At 68.1% G+C, this 22,667-nt stretch carries 21 protein-coding genes; 8 read left to right on the top strand and 13 right to left on the bottom strand.

All coding sequences use genetic code 11. The features are described from left to right. Positions 1-25: 25 nt before the first annotated feature. Together folE2 and metZ are read right to left on the bottom strand one after the other, a co-directional pair. Positions 26-1,129 carry a GTP cyclohydrolase FolE2 gene (gene folE2 / locus O4G76_RS06540; protein ID WP_269396605.1) on the bottom strand — a complete coding sequence of 368 codons (1,104 nt, stop codon included), beginning with the start codon at positions 1,127-1,129 and terminating at the stop codon, positions 26-28. 129 nt (positions 1,130-1,258) lie between these two features. After that, a complete protein-coding gene (gene metZ, locus O4G76_RS06535) occupies positions 1,259-2,434 on the bottom strand; it encodes an O-succinylhomoserine sulfhydrylase (protein ID WP_269396559.1) in 1,176 nt (391 codons plus the stop codon). A 184-nt stretch (positions 2,435-2,618) separates the two neighbouring features. Here metZ and O4G76_RS06530 point away from each other — a divergent pair, with 184 nt between their 5' ends. Beyond that, positions 2,619-3,320 (top strand): glutathione S-transferase N-terminal domain-containing protein, encoded by a 702-nt coding sequence (locus O4G76_RS06530; protein WP_269396558.1) that lies wholly within the window; start codon positions 2,619-2,621, stop codon positions 3,318-3,320. 74 nt (positions 3,321-3,394) lie between these two features. On the opposite strand, the gene O4G76_RS06525 is transcribed toward O4G76_RS06530, so the two are convergent. Then, positions 3,395-3,994, bottom strand: a complete 600-nt coding sequence (locus O4G76_RS06525) for an inner membrane-spanning protein YciB (protein ID WP_269396557.1) — start codon at positions 3,992-3,994, stop codon at positions 3,395-3,397. Between the two features lie 149 nt (positions 3,995-4,143). Here O4G76_RS06525 and O4G76_RS06520 point away from each other — a divergent pair, with 149 nt between their 5' ends. Beyond that, entirely contained in the window at positions 4,144-4,629 is a 486-nt protein-coding gene (locus tag O4G76_RS06520; RefSeq protein ID WP_269396556.1) for an MgtC/SapB family protein, read from the top strand. On the opposite strand, the gene ftsY is transcribed toward O4G76_RS06520, so the two are convergent. After that, complete coding sequence (gene ftsY, locus O4G76_RS06515; RefSeq protein WP_269396555.1) at positions 4,626-5,888, bottom strand: signal recognition particle-docking protein FtsY; 1,263 nt, start codon at positions 5,886-5,888, stop codon at positions 4,626-4,628. The genes O4G76_RS06520 and ftsY overlap by 4 nt on opposite strands. Positions 5,889-6,135: 247 nt before the next feature. On the opposite strand from ftsY, the gene O4G76_RS06510 reads away from it, so the two are divergent. After that, the gene (locus O4G76_RS06510; protein ID WP_269396554.1) at positions 6,136-6,537 is read left to right on the top strand and encodes a hypothetical protein; all 402 of its coding nucleotides are present in this window, start codon (positions 6,136-6,138) and stop codon (positions 6,535-6,537) included. Here the strand turns inward: O4G76_RS06510 and xseA are convergent. Both xseA and O4G76_RS06500 read right to left on the bottom strand, forming a co-directional pair. Next, a complete protein-coding gene (gene xseA / locus O4G76_RS06505; protein WP_269396553.1) occupies positions 6,534-8,078 on the bottom strand; it encodes an exodeoxyribonuclease VII large subunit in 1,545 nt (514 codons plus the stop codon). The genes O4G76_RS06510 and xseA overlap by 4 nt on opposite strands. 40 nt (positions 8,079-8,118) lie before the next feature. Continuing rightward, positions 8,119-8,496 carry a hypothetical protein gene (locus tag O4G76_RS06500; RefSeq protein WP_269396552.1) on the bottom strand — a complete coding sequence of 126 codons (378 nt, stop codon included), beginning with the start codon at positions 8,494-8,496 and terminating at the stop codon, positions 8,119-8,121. Positions 8,497-8,661: 165 nt separating this feature from the next. On the opposite strand from O4G76_RS06500, the gene purD reads away from it, so the two are divergent. After that, positions 8,662-9,936 (top strand): phosphoribosylamine--glycine ligase, encoded by a 1,275-nt coding sequence (gene purD / locus O4G76_RS06495; protein WP_269396551.1) that lies wholly within the window; start codon positions 8,662-8,664, stop codon positions 9,934-9,936. A gap of 164 nt (positions 9,937-10,100) precedes the next feature. Here the strand turns inward: purD and O4G76_RS06490 are convergent, their stop codons facing one another. The 5 genes from O4G76_RS06490 to O4G76_RS06470 form a co-directional block, all read right to left on the bottom strand. Then, positions 10,101-10,613, bottom strand: coding sequence for a CarD family transcriptional regulator (locus O4G76_RS06490; protein WP_017927150.1), 513 nt, complete (start codon positions 10,611-10,613; stop codon positions 10,101-10,103). A gap of 191 nt (positions 10,614-10,804) precedes the next feature. Continuing rightward, positions 10,805-11,140 (bottom strand): ferredoxin FdxA, encoded by a 336-nt coding sequence (fdxA, locus tag O4G76_RS06485; RefSeq protein ID WP_085894564.1) that lies wholly within the window; start codon positions 11,138-11,140, stop codon positions 10,805-10,807. 49 nt (positions 11,141-11,189) lie between these two features. Further along, the gene (locus tag O4G76_RS06480; RefSeq protein ID WP_269396550.1) at positions 11,190-11,543 is read right to left on the bottom strand and encodes an RNA-binding S4 domain-containing protein; all 354 of its coding nucleotides are present in this window, start codon (positions 11,541-11,543) and stop codon (positions 11,190-11,192) included. Continuing rightward, the gene (locus O4G76_RS06475) at positions 11,540-14,650 is read right to left on the bottom strand and encodes a helicase-related protein (protein ID WP_269396549.1); all 3,111 of its coding nucleotides are present in this window, start codon (positions 14,648-14,650) and stop codon (positions 11,540-11,542) included. The genes O4G76_RS06480 and O4G76_RS06475 overlap by 4 nt, the downstream gene beginning before the upstream one ends. Before the next feature lie 40 nt (positions 14,651-14,690). Beyond that, positions 14,691-15,191 carry a tetratricopeptide repeat protein gene (locus tag O4G76_RS06470; protein ID WP_269396548.1) on the bottom strand — a complete coding sequence of 167 codons (501 nt, stop codon included), beginning with the start codon at positions 15,189-15,191 and terminating at the stop codon, positions 14,691-14,693. A 166-nt stretch (positions 15,192-15,357) separates the two neighbouring features. Here O4G76_RS06470 and O4G76_RS06465 point away from each other — a divergent pair, with 166 nt between their 5' ends. Together O4G76_RS06465 and O4G76_RS06460 are read left to right on the top strand one after the other, a co-directional pair. Continuing rightward, positions 15,358-15,651, top strand: coding sequence for an SCP2 sterol-binding domain-containing protein (locus tag O4G76_RS06465; RefSeq protein ID WP_269396547.1), 294 nt, complete (start codon positions 15,358-15,360; stop codon positions 15,649-15,651). Next, positions 15,644-16,582, top strand: coding sequence for an alpha/beta fold hydrolase (locus tag O4G76_RS06460; protein ID WP_269396546.1), 939 nt, complete (start codon positions 15,644-15,646; stop codon positions 16,580-16,582). Before O4G76_RS06465 ends, O4G76_RS06460 begins: the two co-directional genes overlap by 8 nt. A 7-nt stretch (positions 16,583-16,589) precedes the next feature. Here O4G76_RS06460 and O4G76_RS06455 read toward each other — a convergent pair whose 3' ends face one another. Together O4G76_RS06455 and O4G76_RS06450 are read right to left on the bottom strand one after the other, a co-directional pair. Then, the gene (locus O4G76_RS06455) at positions 16,590-17,687 is read right to left on the bottom strand and encodes a DUF2235 domain-containing protein (RefSeq protein WP_269396545.1); all 1,098 of its coding nucleotides are present in this window, start codon (positions 17,685-17,687) and stop codon (positions 16,590-16,592) included. Between the two features lie 66 nt (positions 17,688-17,753). Next, positions 17,754-18,929, bottom strand: a complete 1,176-nt coding sequence (locus O4G76_RS06450) for a type III PLP-dependent enzyme (protein WP_269396544.1) — start codon at positions 18,927-18,929, stop codon at positions 17,754-17,756. A 106-nt stretch (positions 18,930-19,035) separates the two neighbouring features. Between O4G76_RS06450 and O4G76_RS06445 the strand changes: the two genes are divergently transcribed. Both O4G76_RS06445 and O4G76_RS06440 read left to right on the top strand, forming a co-directional pair. Next, positions 19,036-19,470 carry an Lrp/AsnC family transcriptional regulator gene (locus O4G76_RS06445; protein ID WP_242665473.1) on the top strand — a complete coding sequence of 145 codons (435 nt, stop codon included), beginning with the start codon at positions 19,036-19,038 and terminating at the stop codon, positions 19,468-19,470. A 63-nt stretch (positions 19,471-19,533) separates the two neighbouring features. Further along, complete coding sequence (locus O4G76_RS06440; RefSeq protein WP_269396543.1) at positions 19,534-22,620, top strand: valine--tRNA ligase; 3,087 nt, start codon at positions 19,534-19,536, stop codon at positions 22,618-22,620. Positions 22,621-22,667 lie beyond the last annotated feature (47 nt).

Genomic DNA, 22,667 nt, shown 5'->3' with positions numbered 1-22,667 from the left:
GAGCGCCGCGCCCGCCCTGCCCGGATCAGCCTGCGTGCAGCAGGCTGGCAAAGAGCTGCGGGTCGAGGCTCTCCTGCGCGAAGGTCGGCCCCTCGGTCAGCAGGCTCACCGCGTCATGGCTGTGCAGGCTTTCCTGGTGGCTCGCCATGACCCGGAAATCGCCTACGCGCTCATCGGCCAGGAGCTGTTCGGCGAAGAGCCGGGCCGCGTCCTCGACGAAGATCGGATTGGCGGCGTTGAGTTCGGCAAAAGCCTGCTCGTCCTCGCGCTTGACCATCACCTGGGTCTCGGTCGGCACCGCGGCGCGGGCCATCTCGACCAGATCCTCGAACCACAGGACCGGACCCGGATTGACCACCACCGAAAGCCGCGCGACCGAGCGCTGCGAATGCGGCGTCGCAAGCTGGCCGCGGAATTGGCGCGCATGCTCAGACAGTTCCAGCGAACAGGGGCAGGTCGAGGAATAGACGTAGTCGAGATGCACGATCCGCTTGGCGACGCCGGCCTGCTCGATCAGCTCCAGCGTCAGGTCGTAATACTGGTAGCCCGAAAGCCCCGAGCGCAGCGAAGGGCGCAGCATCGGGAAGCGCACGCGCATCTGGATCCGCGCGTCGAAGCTCTTGAGATCGGCGATGTAATCGGCCAGAGCCGCCTCGATCACCTCGAAGGAGAAGGTCTTGTCGGCATGGCGGTAGAAGGACCGCATGATGCGCGACATGTTGATGCCCTTCTTCTCGGCCTCGAGGCTCACCGTGCCGGTCACGCTCGCCTCGAGCGCGATGTCGCCGCCGTCACGGGTGTGGAACTTGATCGGCAGGCGGAAGTTCGAGATGCCGACATGCTGGATCGGCCGCGCCGCGCCGCGGATCAGGCTGGCCGGCCCGTTCTGCAGGTCGGGCAGCATCTCCCGGTAGGCTTCGTCCACGACGAAATCCTCGGGATAGGCACGGGCCAGCGCCGGGTAGTTCGACAGTTCCTGGCCCGGCAGCAGACGACCGACCAGCGGATCGAGCGTCGCCACCTCTTCGGGGCTGGCCTGAGCCGCCCAGGCACGCAGCAGCCGCAGTGCCGCCGCCGCGTCGTCACGGCCGGGGGCGTCGGGATTGGCGGGCGCCGCCGGGCGATGCAGATCACGTGTGGCTTGGGTCACGATACAAATTCCTCCGGCGACGCGGCACTTAAGTATAGGTTTCTATACCGTTAGTGAGGGGTTGCATGGCCTTTCCGTCAACCCTCTTTCGACATGGTTCGAACAAAATTAAAGCATTCCGATCGCCTGGCGCAAATCGGCGATCAGATCTTCGGCATCTTCGAGTCCGACCGAAAGCCGGATCAACCCGGGCGTGATGCCGAGCGCGCTCTTCTGGGCCTCCGGCAGCCGCTGATGCGTCGTCGAGGCGGGATGCGTGGCGATCGACTTCGCATCACCCAAGTTATTAGAGATGATCACGATGTCGAGCGCGTTCAAGAGCTTGAACGCGGCGTCACGGCTGCCCGCGTCGAACACCACCACCGTGCCCCCGGCACCCATCTGCCGCATAGCGAGGTCGTGCTGCGGGTGCGCCGGCAACCCAGGATAGAGAACCTTGGTCAGCTTGCTTTCTTGCGACAGCGCCTCGGCAATTCGTATCGCGCTCTCGGCCTGAGCCTTGACACGGAGTTCGATAGTTTCAAGCCCCTTGAGCATCAACCAGGCGCTGAACGGCGAGAGCGAGCCGCCAGTGTGCTTCATGTAGGGCTCGACCGCGCCGCGGATGTGCTCCTCGGTGCCGAGGATCACGCCGCCGAGCGCCCTTCCCTGCCCGTCGATATGCTTGGTGGCGGAATAGACGACCACGTCGGCGCCCTGTGCGATCGCATCGGAGAAGACCGGGGTGGCGAAGACGTTGTCGCAGATCACCTTGGCCCCCACCGCGTGGGCAAGCTCGGCCACGGCGGCGATATCGACCACCTCGAGCGCCGGGTTCGAGACGCTTTCGAAGAAGACCGCCTTGGTGTCGGCGCGGATCGCGGACTTCCACTCGTCGATGTTCTTGCCATCGACGAAGCTCACCTCGACGCCGTAGCGCGGCAGGATTTCCTCGAGGATATAGAGGCAGGAGCCGAACAGCGCCCGGCTCGACACGACGTGGTCACCGGCACGCAACATGGAGGTCAGCGCGCCGTTCACCGCTGCCATGCCGGAGGCACAGGCAAAGCCCGCCTCGGCGCCTTCGAGGCTCGCGAGCCGCTCCTCGAACATCGCCACGGTGGGGTTGCCGTATCGGGCGTAGATGAACTCGTCGCCCTCGATCTTCACGAAACGTTGCTCGGCGGCCTCGGCGCTGTCGTAGACGAAGCCCTGCGTCATGTAGATCGCCTCGCTCACCTCGCCGTACTGGCTGCGGCGGGTGCCGGCGTGAACGGCGCGGGTGCGCTTGCGATATTGGGTCATGTCATGGCCTCCGGGCCCAGTTGTTCCGGGCGGGGGCTGGCACGGCGCGGGGCCGCGGCCCGGCCCGGCGCCGCTGTCTGACGTGGCGATAGCCCCCGGCCCCGCTACGGTCAAGCGCACCGCCCCGCTTGCATAAGCCGCACCATGCGGCAACCCTTCGCGCGACGCAGCCAGAGGACCGCCCATGCCCGCCCCGATCGATCTGCATTACTGGCCCACGCCAAACGGCTGGAAGGTCTCCATCGCGCTCGAAGAGATGGACCTGCCCTACAGGGTGCATCTGGTCGATATCGGCGCGGGCGACCAGCGCCGCCCCGAGTTCCTCGCGCTCTCGCCCAATGGCCGCATGCCCGCGATCACCGACCCCGATGGGCCCGACGGCGCGCCGATCTCGATCTTCGAAAGCGGCGCGATCCTGCAGTATCTCGCGCGAAAGACCGGGCGCTTCTGCGGCAGGACCGAGCGCGAGCGCATCGCCGTGGACCAGTGGCTGATGTGGCAGATGGGGGGCTTGGGCCCGATGGCCGGACAGGCGCATCATTTCCTGCGCTATGCACCGGACATGACGCCGCCGCAGGACATCCCCTACGCCAAGGATCGCTACAGGTCCGAGGTGGCGCGGCTCTACGGCGTGCTCGACCGGCAACTCGCCCAAGACGAACACGTTGCCGGTCCCGACTTCACCATCGCCGACATGGCGATCTTTCCATGGGCCCGACTCTGGCAGCGCCAGGACCAGGACATCGAGAACTTCCCGCATATGAATCGTTGGCTCGACGCGCTGGAGGCCCGGCCCGCGACCGCGCGCGGCGTCGCGCTGCATCTCGACAAGCGTCAGGCCAGGGCCGATCGCGACCAGCAAAAGCACATGTTCGGCGGCCGCTAAACGCGATGCCGCCGGGTCCTCTCGGCACCCGGCGGCAACTCTGTTCCAAAAATACGCAAAACCCGCGGTCGCGGCTACTTCTCGGGCTCGATCATGTAGCGCTGCAGCGACGCGATCTGCAGCCACAGGAAAAGGAACAGTGCCGCCGGGAAGGCGAAGGTCTCGATCTTGACCCAGAGTTCCTCGGGTTGGGTGCGCCAGACGATCTCGTTGGCCACGGCGAGCGCCGCGAACATCGCGATGAGCCGCCGCGTCAGCAGCATCCAGCCTTCGTGCCGCATCGGCAGCGCCTCGCCCATCACCCATTCGAGCCAGCTGCGGCCCAATGCCAGCCCGGTAGCGAGGATCGCCGCGAAAAGCCCGTAGACGATGGTGGTCTTCATCATGAAAAACCGCTCATCGTTGAACCAGGCGGTGAGCCCGCCGAAGAAGATCACCATGAAGGCGGTAAAGACCTGCATCCGGCTCAGCGCGCCGGTCAGCGCCCAGAGCGCCCCCATCGCGACCAGCAGGATCGGAATGAAGATCAGCGTCGCGAGGATGAAACCCGAATACTCGGTGCCGGCGATCAGGAAGCTGTCATCCTTGATCCGCAGATAGACGAGGAAGAAAGCCAAGGTCGGGCCCAACTCCAGAACCTGCTTGAGCCACGGGCTGATCTTGCGTTGCGCCATCTCGTTCCCCCTGTTCCGCGCATGCCCCGCGCCGCTTGCGGTGCCGTACATACGCATCCATGCGCGGTTCGACCAGTGCAGCGGACGCATGGGAACACGTGCCGGTGATTTCCGGTTTACCTGCAGGATGAGGCAGGAGGTTACGATCCATGTTCGAGGCGCTGCAGACCGATCTCGCCACCGGGTTCCGGGCAACAGGGCCTTGGGTGGCGGCGATGCGCCTGATGGCCGCGATCATCCTGAGCGGGATCATCGGGATCGAGCGCGAATGGCGCGGCAAACCCGCGGGCCTGCGCACCCATATCCTGGTCGGGCTGGCCGCCGCGCTGTTCGTGATGCTCGGGCAGGAGGTCACGCAGCTCGATTTCGGCGGCACCGATGACAAGCGGATCGATCCGCTGCGACTGATCGAGGCGGTGACCTCCGGCGTGGCCTTCCTCGCCGCCGGGATCATCTTCACTGCCAAGGGCGAAGTGCGCAACATCACCACCGGTGCCTCGCTCTGGCTCGCGGGGGCGGTGGGGCTGGGCTGCGGCGCCGGTCAGATCCCGCTCGCCGCGATGGCCTCGATCATGGTGGTGATCGTCCTGATGCTGCTGCGCGAGGTCGAGCGGCTGCTCGGCTGGCACGACTAGGCCAGTTCGCCCTCCGCGCCGGTGAGCGCGCGCGCGAATTCCTCGGGGTCGAACGGCGCGAGATCATCGATCTGCTCGCCCACGCCGATGGCATGGATCGGCAGGCCGAAGCGGTCCGCCAGCGCCACCAGTACGCCGCCGCGCGCCGTGCCGTCGAGCTTGGTCATCACGAGGCCGGACACATCCGCGATGTTGCGGAAGATCTCGACCTGGCTCAGCGCGTTCTGCCCGGTCGTCGCGTCGAGCACGAGGAGCGTGTTGTGCGGCGCGTCGGGATCCTTCTTGCGGATCACCCGCACGATCTTCGACAGTTCTTCCATCAGGTCCTGACGGTTCTGCAGCCGCCCGGCAGTATCGATCAACAGCAGGTCGGCACCATCGGCCTGAGCCTTGGTCATTGCATCGAAGGCAAGGCTCGCCGGGTCGGTCCCCTGCGGTGCCGTCATCACCGGCACGCCGGCGCGATCGCCCCAGATCTGAAGCTGCTCGACGGCAGCGGCGCGGAAGGTGTCGCCGGCCGCAATCACCACGGACTTCCCGGCCTCGCGGAACTGGCTGGCCAGCTTGCCGATCGTCGTGGTCTTGCCCGAGCCGTTGACGCCGACCACCAGCACAACCTGCGGCTTCTTGGGGTAGAGCGGCATCGGACGGGCCACTGGCTCCATGATGCGGGAGATCTCGCCCGCGAGCAGATCCTTGATCTCGGGCACCGAGAGCTTCCGGCCCATCCGGCCCTCTGCGATGTTGGCGGTGACGCGCAGCGCCGTCTCGACACCCATGTCGGATTGGATCAGCAGTTCCTCGAGCCGCTCCAGCATCCCGTCGTCGAGCTCGCGGCGCGGCGCGGTGGTCTCCCCTCCCTTGCCGAAGAGACGTCCCAGAAGACCCGGCTTCTGCGCCGCCGGTTCCGGAGCCGGCCCGGGCTGCGGCGCGGCTTCGCGAGCGGGTTCCTCGCGCACGGGCGGTGCGGGTGGCGTCACCGGTGCGGCGGGCATGCCCGGTGTCACCGGCGGCGCGACGGGCGGTTCCGCATCCGGGGTCGCCGGGCGCGGGCCAGCGGGGGCGCTGGGCTCCGGGCGCGGCGCGGCCTCGGGAGCCGTTTCGGGCACAGGTTCCGGCGGAGGCGCGGCGCGATCGGTCTCGGCGGGCCGCGGCGCCTCGGCGGTGTCATCGCCCTCCCCGACGATCTCCTCGAGCCCGCGATCCAGCTTGGAGGATGAGGTGAAGAGCCGGTCTTTGAGTTTTCCGAAAAACGACATGCGCGGCCCGGTCCTGCTGTCCTTGAGAATACCTTCTCCACCTAACCATTGCGGATCATCTTGGAAAGGGAGGCATGCCCATGGATTCGGGGCAGTACCATGGTGGTGGAAGGCATGGCGGCCCGATCGGCAGTCCTACCCCCCAGTCCGGCAGTGACTTCCAACAATGGACCCGTACATGGCGGAATGGCGCGCAGCCTCTGCAAAATGGCTGGCGGCGCGGGCGGCTGGATGCGAGCCTGAACGCATGACGTCGCTTCGCCTGATCGCCCTGATGAGCCTCGCCGCCCTGCCTTTGCGGGCGCAGGAGGCCGAACCGCTGAGCCCCGAGGAATTCGCCGCCCGGGTGCAGGGCCGGACCCTGACCTACCAGAGCGGCGGCGCTCCCTATGGCATGGAACGCTATGGGCCCGACCGGCAGGTGACGTGGTCCTTTCTCGACGGGCGCTGCCTCGACGGTGAATGGTACCCCAATGCGGGTGCGATCTGCTTCGCCTATGAGGACGGCACCGGTCCGGAATGCTGGCGCTTCTACGACCGGGACGGACGGCTCAGCGCCGAGTTCATCAACGACCCGGACATGCCGCAGCTTTACGAGACCCAGGACAGCGAGGCCCCGCTGTCGTGCCAGCCGGAGGTCGGCGTCTAGAGCAGAGTGCCCTGCTCGGGTGGCGTCGCTGGCTTGGTGCCGCGCTTGGGCTTCGCTCCCTGCCCGACCTGCAGCCGCCCGTCGCGGAACTCGATCTCCAGCACCGTGGCCGCCTGCGCGCCGGACAGGTCGGTGACGACATGGCCGTCGCCGCGCACCACCGCATAGCCACGCGCCAGCGTCGCCTCGTAGCCCAGCGTGACGCGCAGCCGCTCGAGCGCTGCAAGACGCTCGCGCCGGCGCTCGAGGCGGGTGGTGACGAGGTCGGGCCGCAGACGCGCCGCGAGACGCTCGAACTCCCGCCGCTCGCGGCGGAGCGCCGCGTCGAGCGCCGCCGGGTTGAGCCGCAGCCCTTCGAGCCGCAGCCGCTTTTGCGCCAGCCCGGCACGATGCGCCCCCGGCAGCCGTCCGGCGGCCGCCTCCAGCCGATCGCGGCCGCGCTCGACGGCGCGGGTGACGAGGCCGGGGCGCAGCGGGTGGTCCGACAGCTCGATCCGTTTCTTCGCGATGGCGGCGCGCAGCGCCCCGGGCAGCCGGGTCTCGAGCGCGTCGAGCCGCTGCGCCGGTGCCATCAGTAGCGCCTCGGGGCGCGGCAGAGCCCGTGACAGGTCGCGCAATCGTTCTGCGCGCCGATCGAGGCCCGCATGCGTGCATTGCCCCAGCCGTGCGCCGAACTGTGCCAGCACCGCCTGCAACTCGGCCCGCACCGGCACCGCGATCTCGGCTGCCGCCGTGGGGGTGGGCGCGCGACGGTCGGAGGCGTGATCGATCAGCGTGGTGTCGGTCTCGTGGCCGACCGCCGAGATCAGCGGGATCGCGCTATCGGCCGCGGCACGGACCACTATCTCCTCGTTGAAGCCCCACAGGTCCTCGATCGAGCCGCCGCCACGCGCCACGATCAGGAGATCGGGACGCGGCAGCGCGCCGCCCGGCGACATGGCATTGAAGCCGCGGATCGCGGCGGCCACCTCGGCGGCCGAGGATTTCCCCTGCACCGCCACGGGCCAGACCAGCACCTTGCGCGGAAACCGGTCGCGCAGCCGATGCAGGATGTCGCGGATCACCGCTCCCGTCGGCGAGGTGACGACGCCGATGATCTCGGGCAGATAGGGCAGCGGCCGCTTGCGCGCGGCATCGAACAGCCCCTCGGCGGCCAGCGCCTGGCGCCGCTTTTCCAGCATTGCCATGAGCGCGCCGGCACCCGCCGGGACCACCTCCTCGACGTTGAGCTGGTAACGCGATTGCGGGCCGAAGGTGGTCATGCGGCCGGTGGCGATGACCTCCATCCCCTCCTCGGGACGATGGCTGAGCTTGGCGACCTGCCCCTTCCAGCTGACCGCGGCCAGAACCGAGCGGTCATCCTTGAGATCGAAATACATGTGGCCGGTGCGCGCCACGGTGACGCGGCCCACCTCGCCGCGCACCCGGACATGGCCGAACTCGCCCTCGATGGTCTTCTTCACCGCGCCCGAAATCTCGGAAACGGTGAACTCATGCGCGTTGTCGCCCGCCTCGGGAGCGTCGTCTTCGAACAGGTCCATGGGCTCTGTCTGCACCAGAGCGGCGCGCGGGGCAACGGGGCTAGAACCCCGGCTCGGCCTCGTCGCGGCTGTCCGCTTCCACCTCTTCGAGCCACTCGGAATAGGCCCTGTCGGCGAGGTCCCCCATGAAGTTCTCGATCCCCTCGGCCGAGCTCATGTCCGGCTTGACCTGGCCGCGCGTCGTGGCGAACAGGAAGTCAGCGGCGCCGAACAGCCCGACCGCGAATTCGGCGCCCCAGCTCGCGTTCAGATTGCCGTCGTAGAACCCGGCGCGCGCCAGTTCCTCCTGCATCGCGCGACGCTCGGCCGGCGGAAACTGCATGAATATCTCGGAGAGGGAGGCATGGTCGGCGGAGGCCGCAGGCACGGCGAGCGCCGCGACGACGGCCGCTGCCGCAATGAAATTACTGAATCGCATAGGAAATCCGCCCTGTCCTCTCCTCGTTATATGCGGCGGCCTGTTTATATGGCCATGTTCGATAGACCGGGCTCCCGGTATCGTTACCGATCGGCCACATGATTGCCCAAGGGGCAGGTCGCGCATAGAAGCGGCCCCGATGGCAAGCGGCGCAGGAGACGCGACATGAACATTCTCATCCTCGGGTCCGGCGGGCGCGAACATTCCATCGCCTGGGCGGTGCTGCAAAACCCCAAATGCGACCGGCTGATCGTGGCGCCGGGTAATGCCGGGATCGCGCAGATCGCCGAATGCGCCGATATCGACATCTTCGACGGCGACGCGGTGGCGGGCTTCGCCACGGAGAACGCCGTCGATCTCGTCATCATCGGCCCCGAGGCGCCCTTGGCCGCGGGCGTGGCGGATGCCTGTCGCGCGGCCGGGCTGAAGGTGTTCGGCCCCTCCGCCGCGGCGGCTCGGCTCGAAAGCTCCAAGAGCTTCACCAAGGCGATCTGCGACGCCGCCCATGCGCCGACCGCCCGATACGCGCATTTCTCGGACCTCGAATCGGCCCGCGCCTACCTTGCCAAGCAGCCGATGCCGATCGTCATCAAGGCCGACGGGCTGGCCGCCGGCAAAGGCGTCGTCGTGGCGACCGAGCGCGACATGGCGGTCTCCGCGCTCGAGCACATGTTCGGCGGCGAGTTCGGCGCGGCAGGCTCCGAGGTGGTGATCGAGGAGTTCATGGAGGGCGAGGAAGCCAGCTATTTCGTGCTGGTGGATGGCGAGACGGTGCTGCCGATCGGCACGGCGCAGGACCACAAGCGCGTGGGCGATGGTGATACCGGACCCAATACCGGCGGCATGGGCGCCTACTCCCCGGCGCCGATCCTCGACGAAACGGTGGCTAGAAAGGCGCTCGACGAGATCATCCGTCCGACGATGCGCGAAATGGCCAAGCGCGGTACGCCCTATTCCGGCGTTCTCTATGCCGGGCTGATGATCCGCAATGGCGAGCCGCGCCTCGTCGAGTACAACGTCCGCTTCGGTGACCCAGAATGTCAGGTGCTGATGATGCGGCTAGGTGGTCAGGCGCTCGACCTGATCCAGGCCTGTGCCGAGGGGCGGCTGGACAGCGTCGAGGCGCAATGGGCCGAGGATCACGCGCTGACCGTGGTGATGGCGGCCAAGGGCTATCCGGGCAGCTATGAGAAGGGCTCGGAAATCCACGGCCTCGACGCGCTTGAGGAAAACTCGTCGGAAATGGTGTTCCACGCCGGTACGGCCGCGCGGAACGGCGCCATCACCGCCAATGGCGGGCGTGTGCTCAACGTCACGGCGCGTGGCGAGACCCTCGCACAGGCGCGCGAGGCGGCCTACCGGATGGTCGATGCGATCGACTGGCCGGATGGGTTCTGCCGCCGCGACATCGGCTGGCGCGCGCTGCCGCAGAAGCTTTGATCGCGAATCCCGCCTAGCGGATTCGAGCGGCGGACACGGCGGTACGGGTGGATCTCTCCCGTGCCGGCTCCGCCTTCTGATCAGAGCACACCCGATGTGATGGGCATCATACGAAAGGGCCGCACCTCTCGGTGCGGCCCTTATCTCGTCGCGATATAGCCCGATCAGGCGGCGGCGGCGCGGTTCACCAGCACGCCGTCGATCTCGCGGGCGGCGGCGGTCTCGTCGTTGCCCGAAACGGCCGCGATCTCGCGGATCAGCCGCTCGAGCGCGGCCTCGTAGAGCTGACGCTCGGAATAGGACTGCTCGCGCTGGTCGTCGGCGCGGTGCAGGTCGCGGACGACCTCGGCGATGGCGATCAGATCGCCGGAATTAATCTTCTGCTCGTATTCCTGTGCCCGACGCGACCACATCGCCTTCTTGACCTTGGCCTTGCCCTTGAGGGTCTTGAGAGCATGCGCCACGACGTCGGGCGACGACAGCGAGCGCAGACCGGCCTCGGTGGCCTTGTGAGTCGGCACGCGCAGAGTCATCTTGTCCTTCTCGAAGGAGATCACGAAGAGTTCGAGCGACATGCCCGCCACTTCCTGCTCCTCGATCGAGACGATCTTGCCGACGCCATGGGCGGGGTAGACCACGAAATCATCGGGACGGAATTCGTTTTTCTTCTTGCTCATGATGTCCTTCCTGTAGATCCGCACTGTGAGTACGACACGCAAAGAACCCGGCGAACCGAAAGGGTCCGTCAGGGGCAGTTACGGCCAAGTGGGATCAGGTTTTCAGCAGCATTACCGAAACAACATACCACAAAAACGCCCCCGACGGAAGCGGGGACGCGCAGGGCCCGTTTCGACGCCGCGCAGCGGCCTCAGCCGCCCTCGCCGGGCTTCTCCGAGAAGAGCTCCATCTTGCCGGGCTTGCCGTCCATTTCCTCGGCCCCGGGCAGGGGATCCTTCTTGGTGACGATTACCGGCCAGATCTCGGAGTATTTGCGGTTGAACTCGACCCATTTCTCGACGTCTGGCTCGGTGTCGGGCCGGATCGCGTCGGCCGGGCATTCGGGCTCGCAGACGCCGCAATCGATACACTCGTCGGGATGGATGACGAGCATGTTCTCGCCCTCGTAGAAGCAGTCGACGGGGCAGACCTCGACGCAATCCGTGTACTTGCAGGCGATGCAGTTGTCCTTGACGACGTAGGTCATTGGCGGGCCCTCGATGCTTGTTGCGGCCTAGCTAGAACAGTCCGCAGGGTCATTCAAGCGCCGCCGACCCATCCTCCTTGCCGTCGTCTCCGGGTTGCGGCGCGGCGGGCGGGTCGAGATCGTCGTAGAGCATGCGCGCCTCGGGAGCGGGCCCGCGCCGTTCGCCGAGCGCGAGAATCCGGATCACCCGGATCGCGTGGCCCTGCGGAAAGGTCAGCACGTCGCCCGCGCCGACACCGCGCGAGGGGCGCGCGGCGGGCTGGCCATTGACCCGTACCCGGCCCTTGGAAACCAGCGTGGCGGCGAGGCTCCGGGTCTTGAAGAACCGGGCCTGCCAGAGCCACTTGTCGAGGCGCAGCGTATCGCGCCGCGCCTCGGCCGGGTTGGCGTCGCCCCGGCTCAATCGCGCTTGAAGCCCGCCAGCGCGGCGGCGAAGGGATTGTCGGGGTCGATCTTCTTCTCGCGCTGCGGCTGCGAGGAGAAGCTGCGCGGACGCTCGCCCTGCTCCGGCTTGGGGCCGCGGCGCTTGCCGTCGCCCTTGCCTTCGCCGCGACCGTTCGGCTTGCCCTTGGCGCCGCGCGGGGCACCGCCATCCTTGCGGGCGTGATCGGGCTTGCCGCCCTGCCGCCGGCCCTTCGCGCCCTCGCCGCCCCGGCGCTGTCCGCGACCGGCCCAGGTGAAGGTGTAGAAGGTCTCCATCTCCGCCGCTTCGGCTTCGGCGGCTTCCTCCGCGCCTTGCGGTGCGGTCTCGCCCACGGCGATGGTGCCGGGCGGGATCTCGGTCGGCGTGCCGGCCGGGATGCCCGCGGGCGGATCGCTGTCGGGCATCTCGTCGGGCGCCGGCGCCGGGCCGCGATCGGGCGATTGCCCCGGCAGTTCGGAGGGCGGCAGGTCCGGCTCGGTCCCCGGCACGTCGGTCGGGCTCGCCGGCGCATTGTCCGGCCGATCCGGCGCTTCGGGCGTCTCGTTTGGCAGGTCCGGCTGCTCGGGCGCGTCGGGCGGGGTGATGCCCGGCGCGTCGGGCTGATCCGGCGCCTCGGGCGGCGTATTGCCCGGAACATCCGGCCCCTCGGGTGCCGGCGGCGTGGTATCGGGGGTTTCGCCCGGCACCTCTTCGGGGGTGGCGGCACGGACGGGTTTGACCTTGGGGCGCTCGCCCTTCTCGGCCTTGTAACCCAGCCCGGTCATCAGCTCGGCGAACTGCTCGAGCGACAAGCCGGTGATCGAGAGCATGTCGGGCACCGCCTCGAAGCCGCCCTTGCTGTCGCGGTCACGCAGCATGTCCGCGAGACGTTCCAGCATGTCGATGCGGATCGCCCGCTCGCCGGCAGCGCGGTAACCCGCCATCGCGTAGTAGCCCGGCACGGCGCCACGCGTGGCGGGCACGGTGACAAGGCCCGGCGGCGGCGTCTCGGGAAACTCCTGCAGGTTCTTCGACAGGGCCCAGAGCACGAGGCGGATGCGGGTCGGCGCGGGTTTCAGGAGCGCCGGCATGAACACGGTGAACTGGCCGAAGCGGATGCCGTGCTTGCGGAGCGCGCCGCGCGCCTCCTGATCCAGCGCCCGCACCTCTTCGGCGACGTCGCCGCGCGGAATGATGCCGAAATTCTCGACCATGCGGTAGGCAAAGCCCTTGGCCTGGCCGGTCAGGGTCTCGTCACCGCCCAGCGCCAGCAGCGGCTCCTGCGTCGCGGCGATCTTGCGGTCGATGAAATGCTGCAGCCGGCGTTTCACCTTCTCGGTGATCTCGGGACCGGCTTCCTCATCGACATAGGCCACGACCTGCGGCTTGAACGGATCGGCGCCGGAGACCAGCTTGCCGACGGCGGAAGAGCCCCACATCAGGCCGCCCTGCTCGGTCACGTCGATCTCGGTGTCGGGCGCGTTGTAGAAGCGGTCCGCGCGCAGGTGGAACTGCGGCGCGAGCGCCTTGTCCGCGGCCTGCCGCAGGGTCTTCGCCTCGTCCGGGCCGCCCGCCTTGTCGGCGCGGAACCGGAATCCTTCCAGCCGTCCGACGAATTCGCCCTCGACCGTCACGTCGCCGTTGTCTGTCACTTCGGCCACCATGACCTCCTTCTGCTTGAGCCGCCGGGCCAGAACGCTGGTCCGCCGATCCACGAATCTTTGAGTCAGCGCGCCATGCAGCGCATCCGACAGGCGATCTTCTACTCCGCGCGTGATCTCGCGCCAATGGCTTTCATCCCCGACCCAGCCGCGGCGCTGGGCCACATAGGTCCATGTGCGGATATAGGCCAGCCGTTTCGACAGCGCATCGATATCGCCGTCGGTTCGGTCGATGCGCTGGATACGCTTGGCGAACCAGTCGTCGGGAATGCGGCCGCGATCCTGCAGATGCGCGAAAATCTGCCCAACCATCTCCGCATGCTCGCCTCGGCCGATGCCGCGGAAATCCGGGAGCCGGCAGACATCCCACAGCAGCCGCACCGAGGCCCCGTCATGCGCGCGGCTCTGGATCAGCGGGTCGGCCGCGAGCGATTTCAGCGCCGCGAGATCGTCGCTTTCGCGCACCCGGCCCAACCAAGGGTTGTTGGTGCGTTGCTCGAGCGTCTGGATCAGCCGCTTCAGCGAGCCGAATTGCAGATCGGAATTGCGCCAGAACAGGCGGGTGACGGGCCGGAACTGGTGGTTCTCGATCGCCTCGATCACCTCGTCCTCGAGCGGCGGCGCCTCGCCAGTGACGCCGAAGCTGCCATTGGTGCGGTGCCGCCCGGCCCGACCGGCGATCTGCGCCAGCTCGTCGGGGGCGAGATGGCGCATCTTGTGGCCGTCGAACTTGATCAGCGACGAAAAGGCGACATGGCCGATATCGAGATTGAGCCCCATCCCGATCGCGTCGGTGGCGACGAGATAGTCGACATCGCCGTTCTGATACATCTCGACCTGCGCATTGCGGGTCCGCGGCGAGAGCGCCCCCATCACCACGGCGGCCCCGCCCTTCTGGCGGCGGATCAACTCGGCGATCGCATAGACGCTATCGACCGAGAAACCGACGATGGCGGAGCGTTCGGGCATCCGGCTGAGCTTCTTCGAACCCGCATAGCTGAGCGTCGAGAGCCGGTCGCGGCGCATGGTCTCGGCTTCCGGCACGAGGCTGCGGATCGCGGGCGCCATGGTTTCGGAGCCGAGAAACAACGTCTCGTAGCGGCCACGGGCGCGCAGCAGCCGGTCGGTGAAGACATGGCCACGCTCGGGGTCGGCGCAGAGCTGGATCTCGTCCACGGCGAGGAAATCGGCATCCATCTCGGGCATCGCCTCGACGGTGCAGACCCAATAGGCGGCGCGCGGCGGCACGATCCGCTCCTCGCCCGTCACCAGCGCCACCACCGAGGGGCCGCGCGCCTTGACGATCCGGTCATAGACCTCGCGTGCGAGCAGCCGCAGCGGCAGGCCGATGATGCCGGTGCGATAGGCCAGCATCCGTTCGATCGCGTAATGCGTCTTGCCGGTATTGGTGGGGCCGAGCACGGCGCCGATGCGGGAGGGGGTCATGGGAGGTCCTGTGGTCGCCCGCCGAGCGGGGCGGGAAAGATCAGAGCGTGCGGCCGCCAAGCATGATGTCGAGGCGCTGCGCGGTCTCGTTGGCCTGGGGGTCATGCGGCATCAAGGCCAGCACCCGGTCCCATATCTCGCGCGCATCCTCGGGGCGGCCCATCTCCTCGAGCAGCACGGCAAAGCCCTGCAGCGCGCCGAAATGCCGCGGCTCGAGCGCCAGCGTCGCGCGCAGGTCCTCGATGGCGGGGCCGGTCAGGCCGGCGAGGTAATAGGCGTTGGCCCGGAGCGCATAGGCTTCGGCGAAATCGGGGGCGTGGTCGATCACCGCGGTCAGATGCTCGATCGCGGCCCGGCCATCGCCGTTGCCCAGGGCCTCGCGCCCACGCTCCAGCAGCAGGTCGACCGTGGCCGAGCCGCTGCGCGACCATGCCTCGCGGATCCCGGACGCGATCTCGGAGGTTTGCTCCGGGTCGGCGCTCCGCAAGTCCTCGAACAGCCGCGCGACGCGATCGGCCTCCTGCGCCTGCACGGGAAGCACAGCCGCAACGCTGATCGCCAATGCCGCAAGGACAGGTTTGAAGGGAAGAATGCTTGCACCCATAGTCCCTAGTGTAGGGGCCCGCCCGGACCGAGACCAGAGGCACCCCATCACAAGGACCAGATCGGCGGCCATCCCGGCTTCCGCGAACCCGAAGGACGACATGATGAGTGAACTGGTGAGCCAGGCGGTGACGGCGCTCAACGCCAAGATGGACGGGCAAGGCCTCGAGGGCGGCCCGGCCAAGTTCGTGATCGCGGATGAGGGCGCGATCATGATCGACGAGAGCGGCGCGCGCGCGGGCGACGAGCCGGCCGAGGTGACGCTCACCGCCGATGCCGAAACCTTCCAGGCGATCCTCGAGGGCGATATCGATCCGACTGCCGCCTTCATGCAGGGCAAGCTGTCGGTCGATGGCGACATGGGGCTTGCCATGAAGCTGGCGGCGGTTCTTGGCTGACGGCACGAAGCCCTCGGCCGCCCCCTTCTTCGCGGAGGTGGCCGATGGCCCGGCGGCGGCGCAATGGATCGCCGCCGCGGACGGCGTGCGCCTCAGGGCCGTGCATTGGGACGCGGCCGCGCCGCGCGGCACGGTGCTGATCCTCACCGGGCGCACCGAATACGCAGAGAAATACGGACGTGTCGCCAGCGATCTCGTGGCACTCGGCTATGGCTGCGCGACGCTGGACTGGCGCGGTCAGGGGCTGTCGCACCGGGGCCATGACGACGCGATGCGCGGCCATGTCGATCGCTTCTCCGAATATCAGGACGATCTCGACGCCTTCCTGACGCATGTCCAGTCCCTCGGACTGCCGCGCCCCTATCACATGCTCGCCCATTCCATGGGGGGCTGCATCGGCCTCAGAGCACTGATCCGGGGCGTTGGCTTCGACAGCGCCTGCTTTACCGCACCGATGTGGGGCGTGCTGATGCGCCCCACCCTGCGCGTCGCGGCCTGGGGACTCAGCAGCGCTTCGCGTCTCGTCGGGTTGTCGCATCTTCCGTCGCCGGGACGTTCGGCCACGCTGGAAGAGGCGGCGGAGGCGGCCGAGGCCAACATGCTGACCCGCGATCAGGAGAGCTTCGACTGGGTACGCCGACAAGTGGCCCTGCATCCCGAACTGGGCCTCGCCGCACCGTCGCTGCACTGGCTGCACGAAGCACTGCGCGAGACCTGGGCGCTGTCGCGCCTGCCTTCGCCCGCCCTGCCCTGCCTGACGCTTCTGGGCACCGAGGAATGGGTGGTCGATTCGACCCGCATCCGACAGCGGATGGCGCGCTGGCCCGGTGCCGCGCTGGAGATGATCGAGGGCGGCCGCCACGAACTCCTGATCGAGGACGCCGAGACGCGGGGCACGCGGATCGATCGGATCGCAAGGCATTTCGGCTGAGGCCGAACTACTCCGCCGCGCCGAGATGACCGACCGTGGGCAGATCCTCGCCCGGCGCGGGCAGGCGCATCCGCGCCGGGTGCCCGCCCGCCACCGTCTCGTGCAGGCGCTCGGAAGGGTCGCGCCCGACGATGCGTCGCCGGCGCGACAGGAACAGCTTGTTCCAGCCGCGCCACGTGCTGACCGAGGGTGCCTGCGGATCGCAGGGAAACCGCGATCGCCAGTCTTCGGGCAGGGTCATGCCGCGTTGCTCCAGCCGCTCCAGCATCCAGACCAGCGGGATGTTGGCCAAGGGCCGGTGCTGCAGAGAGCCGCCGATCTGGCCGCCGATATCGCCATGTGTGCCCCTGAACCAGACCTGTTCCACATGGCCGCCAAAACCCTCGGGCGTAGTCCAGAGCACGGGCGTGTAGGCGCGGCGCGTCTCGTCGAGCGCCAGCGCATGGAACCCGTGCAACACGTGGCTGCCGAGCCGGTGGTCATGGAACATGTGGTTGGGCTCGGACCAGCGCCACAGGAGCGGCAGGCGCAAGCCCAGCGAAGCCACCGTGTCCCAGACCGCTACCGCCTCGATCTCCACCCGGTCGTGGCAGTGAAGCCGCGCGAAGGCGCGCGCCGCCTCGCTCGGCTCGGAGCCGCGATGACGGTAATGGCGATAGGCGTCGCGGACGTTGCGCTCGGTGGCGGCATCGGCGCGCAGCAGCCCGATCCGGCTGATCATTCCCGACAGCGACCGCACCGCGTAGGCGCCGCGCGAATACCCCACGAGAATGATCGTGTCGCCCGGACGAAACCGCGAGGCGAGCACGCCATAGGCGCGCTGGATCAGCCGGTTGATGCCACGTCCCATCAGCACGTCGAGCGTCTCGGCCCAGCTGCGCCACTGGATGCCCGCCTCGTAATGCACCGTCAGGTTCGCGTGGCGGCCGCTCTCGCGCAGCAGCTTGTAGGTCAGACCGGCATTGGTTTCGAAGCCACGGCGGAGCGTCGACATGGTGCCGTCGAGGATGATCACATGGGTGGCGGCGCCACGGGCGCGGGGCTGACCCTCGGCCTGCCGCGGCCGGCGTCCGATCAGCCCGAGCAGCCAGTCACGGACGCCCATCGGGGCCTCGTCTCTGCGCCACTGACCTGCTCGTCGCCCGCATGATTTCCCTTCCGCCGTTAACCTTTACCCTAAGGGACGAGACCGCTCTGTCCAGAGGCGCGCGACCTCTGCCCGATCATATGTTCCATATCCGTTGAAACAGGTCGTTACCCCGACCAGATAGGCCCCCGCCGAGCAGAACAGCAGCCAGTCGCCCTCGGCCGCGCAGCCCGGCAGGCGGGTTTCGCCGGGCAGCCGGTCGAGGCTGTCACAGGTCGGGCCGAACAGGACGAAGGGCTGGTCTGTGCCGAGGGGGCGACCGTCATGCGGGACCAGATCGACGCTGGGCACGCCGATCGAGGGGCATTCGGACAGCCCGCCATAGATGCCGTCACCGAGATAGAGCGCGGTGCCGCGCCGCGCCTTGACCGGCACCGCGTAGGCCATGGAATCCGCCACGAGGCCCCGGCCCGGTTCGCAGACCAGCGCGGGCGCGTCCTCGAATGCAGCGACACCCCGTGAGATCGCCGCGAATACCGGTTCGTGATCGGGGGCGATGCCGTCGCGACCCGAGGCGAAGCCACCGCCGACATTGAGCCGCGCCAGCCGCACCCCTGCCGCCCGGGCCAGATCCGCGCAGGCGCCGATATAGGTGGTCCAGGCCGTCGGATCGGCGCATTGGGTGCCGACATGAAAGGTCATCGAGACCCGGAAACCCGCCTCTGCCACGCGCTGCAGCAGCGCCAGCGCCAGTTCCGGCACGGCGCCGAACTTGGCACCGAAATCATAGGCCGCGCCTGCCACCGGCAGCTTCAGCCGCACCGCAATCTCGGCCTCGCGCCCGATCCCTTCGGCGATGAGCTTGTCGAACTCGGCCATGTCGTCGACCGACCAGGACGCTACCCCCGCGGCGATCCCGGCCCTGATCTCGGCGCGCGAGCGCACCGGGTTGTGGTAATGCAGCACAGCCTCGGGGCAGAGCCCGCGCACCAGAGCCATCTCGGCGGGCGAGGCGACGTCGAAAGCGCGCATCCCCTCCGCCACCAGCTGCGCGATCACCGCCGCGTCGGGATTGGCTTTTACGGCATAGGTCACCTCGCCCGGAAAGCCGCGCCGGAAGCTGGCGTGACGGGCGGCGAGGGCTTCGGGGCAGCTGAGCAACACCGGCGTATCGCCGCCATGGCGACGCAGCCAGTCACGCGGCGTCTCGGCACGAGGCGGCGTGGTGGGAAGTGGAATGGCAACGGGGCTTTGCAGCATATGGGTCCTCCTTGCCCCCATGCTGCGCCGCGTGACCGCCGGAACGAAGCGGCACTCCGTGCGATATGTCTCGACCTGCCGCCATATCGTCGGCAGGATCGGCGATATGACCGAACCCGATCCGACCGATGCCCGCCTCATCGCGCTTCTGACCGAGAATGCCCGCGCCCCCGTGGCGCATCTGGCGCAGCGGCTGGGGCTCGCTCGCTCCACGGTGCAGGCGCGGCTCGACCGGCTGGAGCGCGCGGGCGTGATCGCGGGCTATACGGTTCGGCTGGCCGATCGGGCGCGCGGCGGCATCTGCGCCACGGTGCTGGTGCAGATGACCCCCGCGCGGCAGGCCGCCGTGCTGGCCGGGCTCAAGCGGATCGCCGAGGTCGAGACCGTCCATACCACCTCGGGCCGCTTCGATCTCGCCTGCCGGTTGCGAGCGCAGACCACCGAGGCGCTCGACGCGGCGCTCGACCGGATCGGCGCGCTCGATGGCGTCAAGGCGACCGAGGCGCTCATTCACCTGTCCACGCGGATCGACCGGGGCTGATCCCTTTTCCTCCCCCGCCCGCCGCGCTAGAGACAAGGCCGATCTGCACGAGGAGCCCGGGACATGGCGATGGAAAAGACGTTCGACGCGGCCGAGGCCGAGGCCCGGCTCTACGCGGCATGGGAACAGGCGGGCGCGTTCCGCGCCGGGGCCGGCGCGCGCCGCTCCGAGACCTTCTCGATGATGATCCCGCCGCCCAACGTCACCGGCTCGCTGCACATGGGTCATGCGTTCAACAACACGCTGCAGGATATCCTCGCGCGCTGGCACCGGATGCGCGGCTTCGACACGCTGTGGCAACCCGGTCAGGACCACGCGGGCATCGCCACGCAGATGGTCGTGGAGCGCGAGATGGCCAAGGCCGGCAATGAGAGCCGCCGCGAAATGGGCCGCGAGAAGTTCCTCGAAAAGGTCTGGGAGTGGAAGGCGCAGTCGGGCGGCACCATCATCGATCAGCTCAAGCGTCTCGGCGCGTCCTGCGACTGGGAGCGCAATGCCTTCACCATGTCCGGCGCGCCGGGCGCGCCCGAGGGCGAGCAGGGCAACTTCCACGACGCGGTGATCAAGGTCTTCGTCGACATGTACGAGAAGGGCCTGATCTACCGCGGCAAGCGGCTGGTGAACTGGGACCCGCATTTCGAGACCGCGATCTCGGATCTCGAGGTCGAGAACATCGAGCAGCCCGGCAATATGTGGCACTTCAAGTACCCGCTGGCCGGCGGCGAGACCTACACCTATGTCGAGCGCGACGAGGACGGCAATGTCGTCTTCGAGGAGGAGCGCGACTATATCTCCATCGCCACGACCCGGCCTGAGACGATGCTGGGCGACGGTGCGGTGGCCGTGCACCCCGATGACGAGCGCTACGCTCCCATCGTCGGCAAGCTCTGCGAGATCCCGGTCGGGCCCAAGGAGCATCGTCGCCTGATCCCGATCATTACCGATGAATACCCCGAGATGGATTTCGGCTCGGGCGCGGTGAAAATTACAGGGGCGCACGACTTCAACGACTACGAGGTCGCCAAGCGCGGCGGCATCCCGATGTACCGGCTGATGGACACCAAGGGCGCGATGCGCGCCGACGGCGTCCCATATGCCGAGGCCGCCGCCCGGGCGCAGGAGGTCGCGCGCGGCGCTGAGATCTCAATCATGGAGGCCGACGCGCTCAACCTCGTGCCGGACGAGTATCGCGGCCTCGACCGCTTCGAGGCGCGCGAGCGGGTGATCGCCGACATCACCGCGCAGGGGCTCGCCGTGATGGTGCCCGAATGGGACCCCCGCCTCGGGCCCAAGGCCGCCAAGCGCGAGGCCGCCGAGGAAGGCGGCACCCCGCCCGAGACCCGGCTGGTGCCGCTGGTCGAGCACAAGCCGATCATGCAGCCCTTCGGCGACCGCTCGAAGGTGGTGATCGAGCCGATGCTCACCGACCAGTGGTTCGTCGACACCTCCAAGATCGTCGGCCCGGCGCTCGACGCGGTGCGGTCGGGCGAGACGAAGATCCTGCCCGACCGCGATGCCAAGGTCTATTTCCACTGGCTGGAGAACATCGAGCCCTGGTGCATCTCGCGCCAGCTCTGGTGGGGCCACCAGATCCCGGTCTGGTACGGGCCCGACAGCGTCGGTGACTGCCTCGAAGGCGACCCGGACATGCCGAAGGTCGACTCCGAGCTGCCCGCGACCTTCTGCGCCCCGACCTTCGAAGAGGCCGCGAATCTTGCGCGCGCGAAGTACGGCCGCGAGGTGGTGGAGTTCGCCACCAAGGAGGAGGCGCACGCCTTCATGATGGCCGAACCGATGCAGTCCCCCGAGGGCCGCGTCGCGATCTACCGCGACCCCGACGTGCTCGACACGTGGTTCTCCTCGGGCCTCTGGCCAATCGGCACGCTGGGCTGGCCCGAAGAGACGCCGGAGTTGGAGAAGTACTTCCCGACCAACACGCTGGTGACCGGCTTCGACATCATCTTCTTCTGGGTCGCCCGGATGATGATGATGCAATACGCCGTGGTCGGGCAGAAACCGTTCGACACCGTCTATGTCCATGCCCTCGTCCGCGACGAGAAGGGCAAGAAGATGTCGAAGTCCTTGGGCAACGTGCTCGACCCGCTCGACCTGATTGATGAGTTCGGCGCGGACGCGGTGCGCTTCACCCTCACCGCGATGGCGGCGATGGGGCGCGACCTGAAGCTCTCGACGCAACGCATCCAGGGCTATCGCAACTTCACCACCAAGCTGTGGAACGCCTGCCGATTTGCGGAGATGAACGGCGCGCTGGCGCCCGAGCGCCACGCCGCCCCCGCGGTGCCGCCCAAGGCGAACGCGACCGTCAACCGCTGGATCGTCGCCGAGACCGCGAAGATCCGCGAGGAGACCGACGCGGCGCTCAGCGCCTACCGTTTCAACGATGCCGCGAACGGGCTCTATGCCTTCGTCTGGGGCAAGGTCTGCGACTGGTATGTCGAGTTCTCCAAGCCGCTGCTGCAGGGCGACGACGATGCGGCCAGGGCCGAGACGCAGGCGGTCATGGCCTGGGTGCTCGACCAATGCATGATCCTGCTGCACCCGATCATGCCCTTCATCACCGAGGAGCTGTGGGGCAACACCGCGCAGCGCGACACGATGCTGGTCCATGCCGAATGGCCGGAATACACCGCAGCCGAGCTGGCCGACCCCGAGGCCGAGGCCGAAATGTCGCTCGCCATCGCGATGGTCGAGGGCGTGCGCTCGGCGCGGGCGCAGATGAACGTGCCCGCGGGTCTTCAGGTGCCGGTGGTGCTGGTCGGGGCCGAGGATGCCGTGCGCACCGCTTGGGACCGCAACGCCGCGATGGTGTCGCGGCTGGCGCGGATCGATTCGCTGGTCGAGGCCGAGGCCGCGCCCAAGGGGGCGATCACCGTGCCCCTGCCCGGCGCGACGCTGGCACTGCCGCTGGCCGACATCATCGACGTGGGTGCTGAAAAAGCGCGGCTGGAAAAGGTGATGGGCAAGCTGGCCAAGGAGATCGGCGGGCTGAAGGGGCGACTGAACAATCCCAAATTCGCCCAGAGCGCGCCCGAGGAAGTGGTCGAGGAGACCCAGCAGAACCTCGCGGCTCGCGAAGCCGAGGCCGCGCAACTCGCCGCCGCGCTCGACCGGCTGGCCGAGATCGCCTGAGACAGGACAAGCCGCAGACAATCACAGGGGGCGGGAATCGGTTGATG

This window comes from Limimaricola sp. G21655-S1, assembly GCF_027213785.1.
In the GTDB taxonomy this organism is placed as follows: Bacteria; Pseudomonadota; Alphaproteobacteria; order Rhodobacterales; family Rhodobacteraceae; genus Limimaricola.
This window is presented reverse-complemented; position numbering and strand designations above follow the sequence as displayed.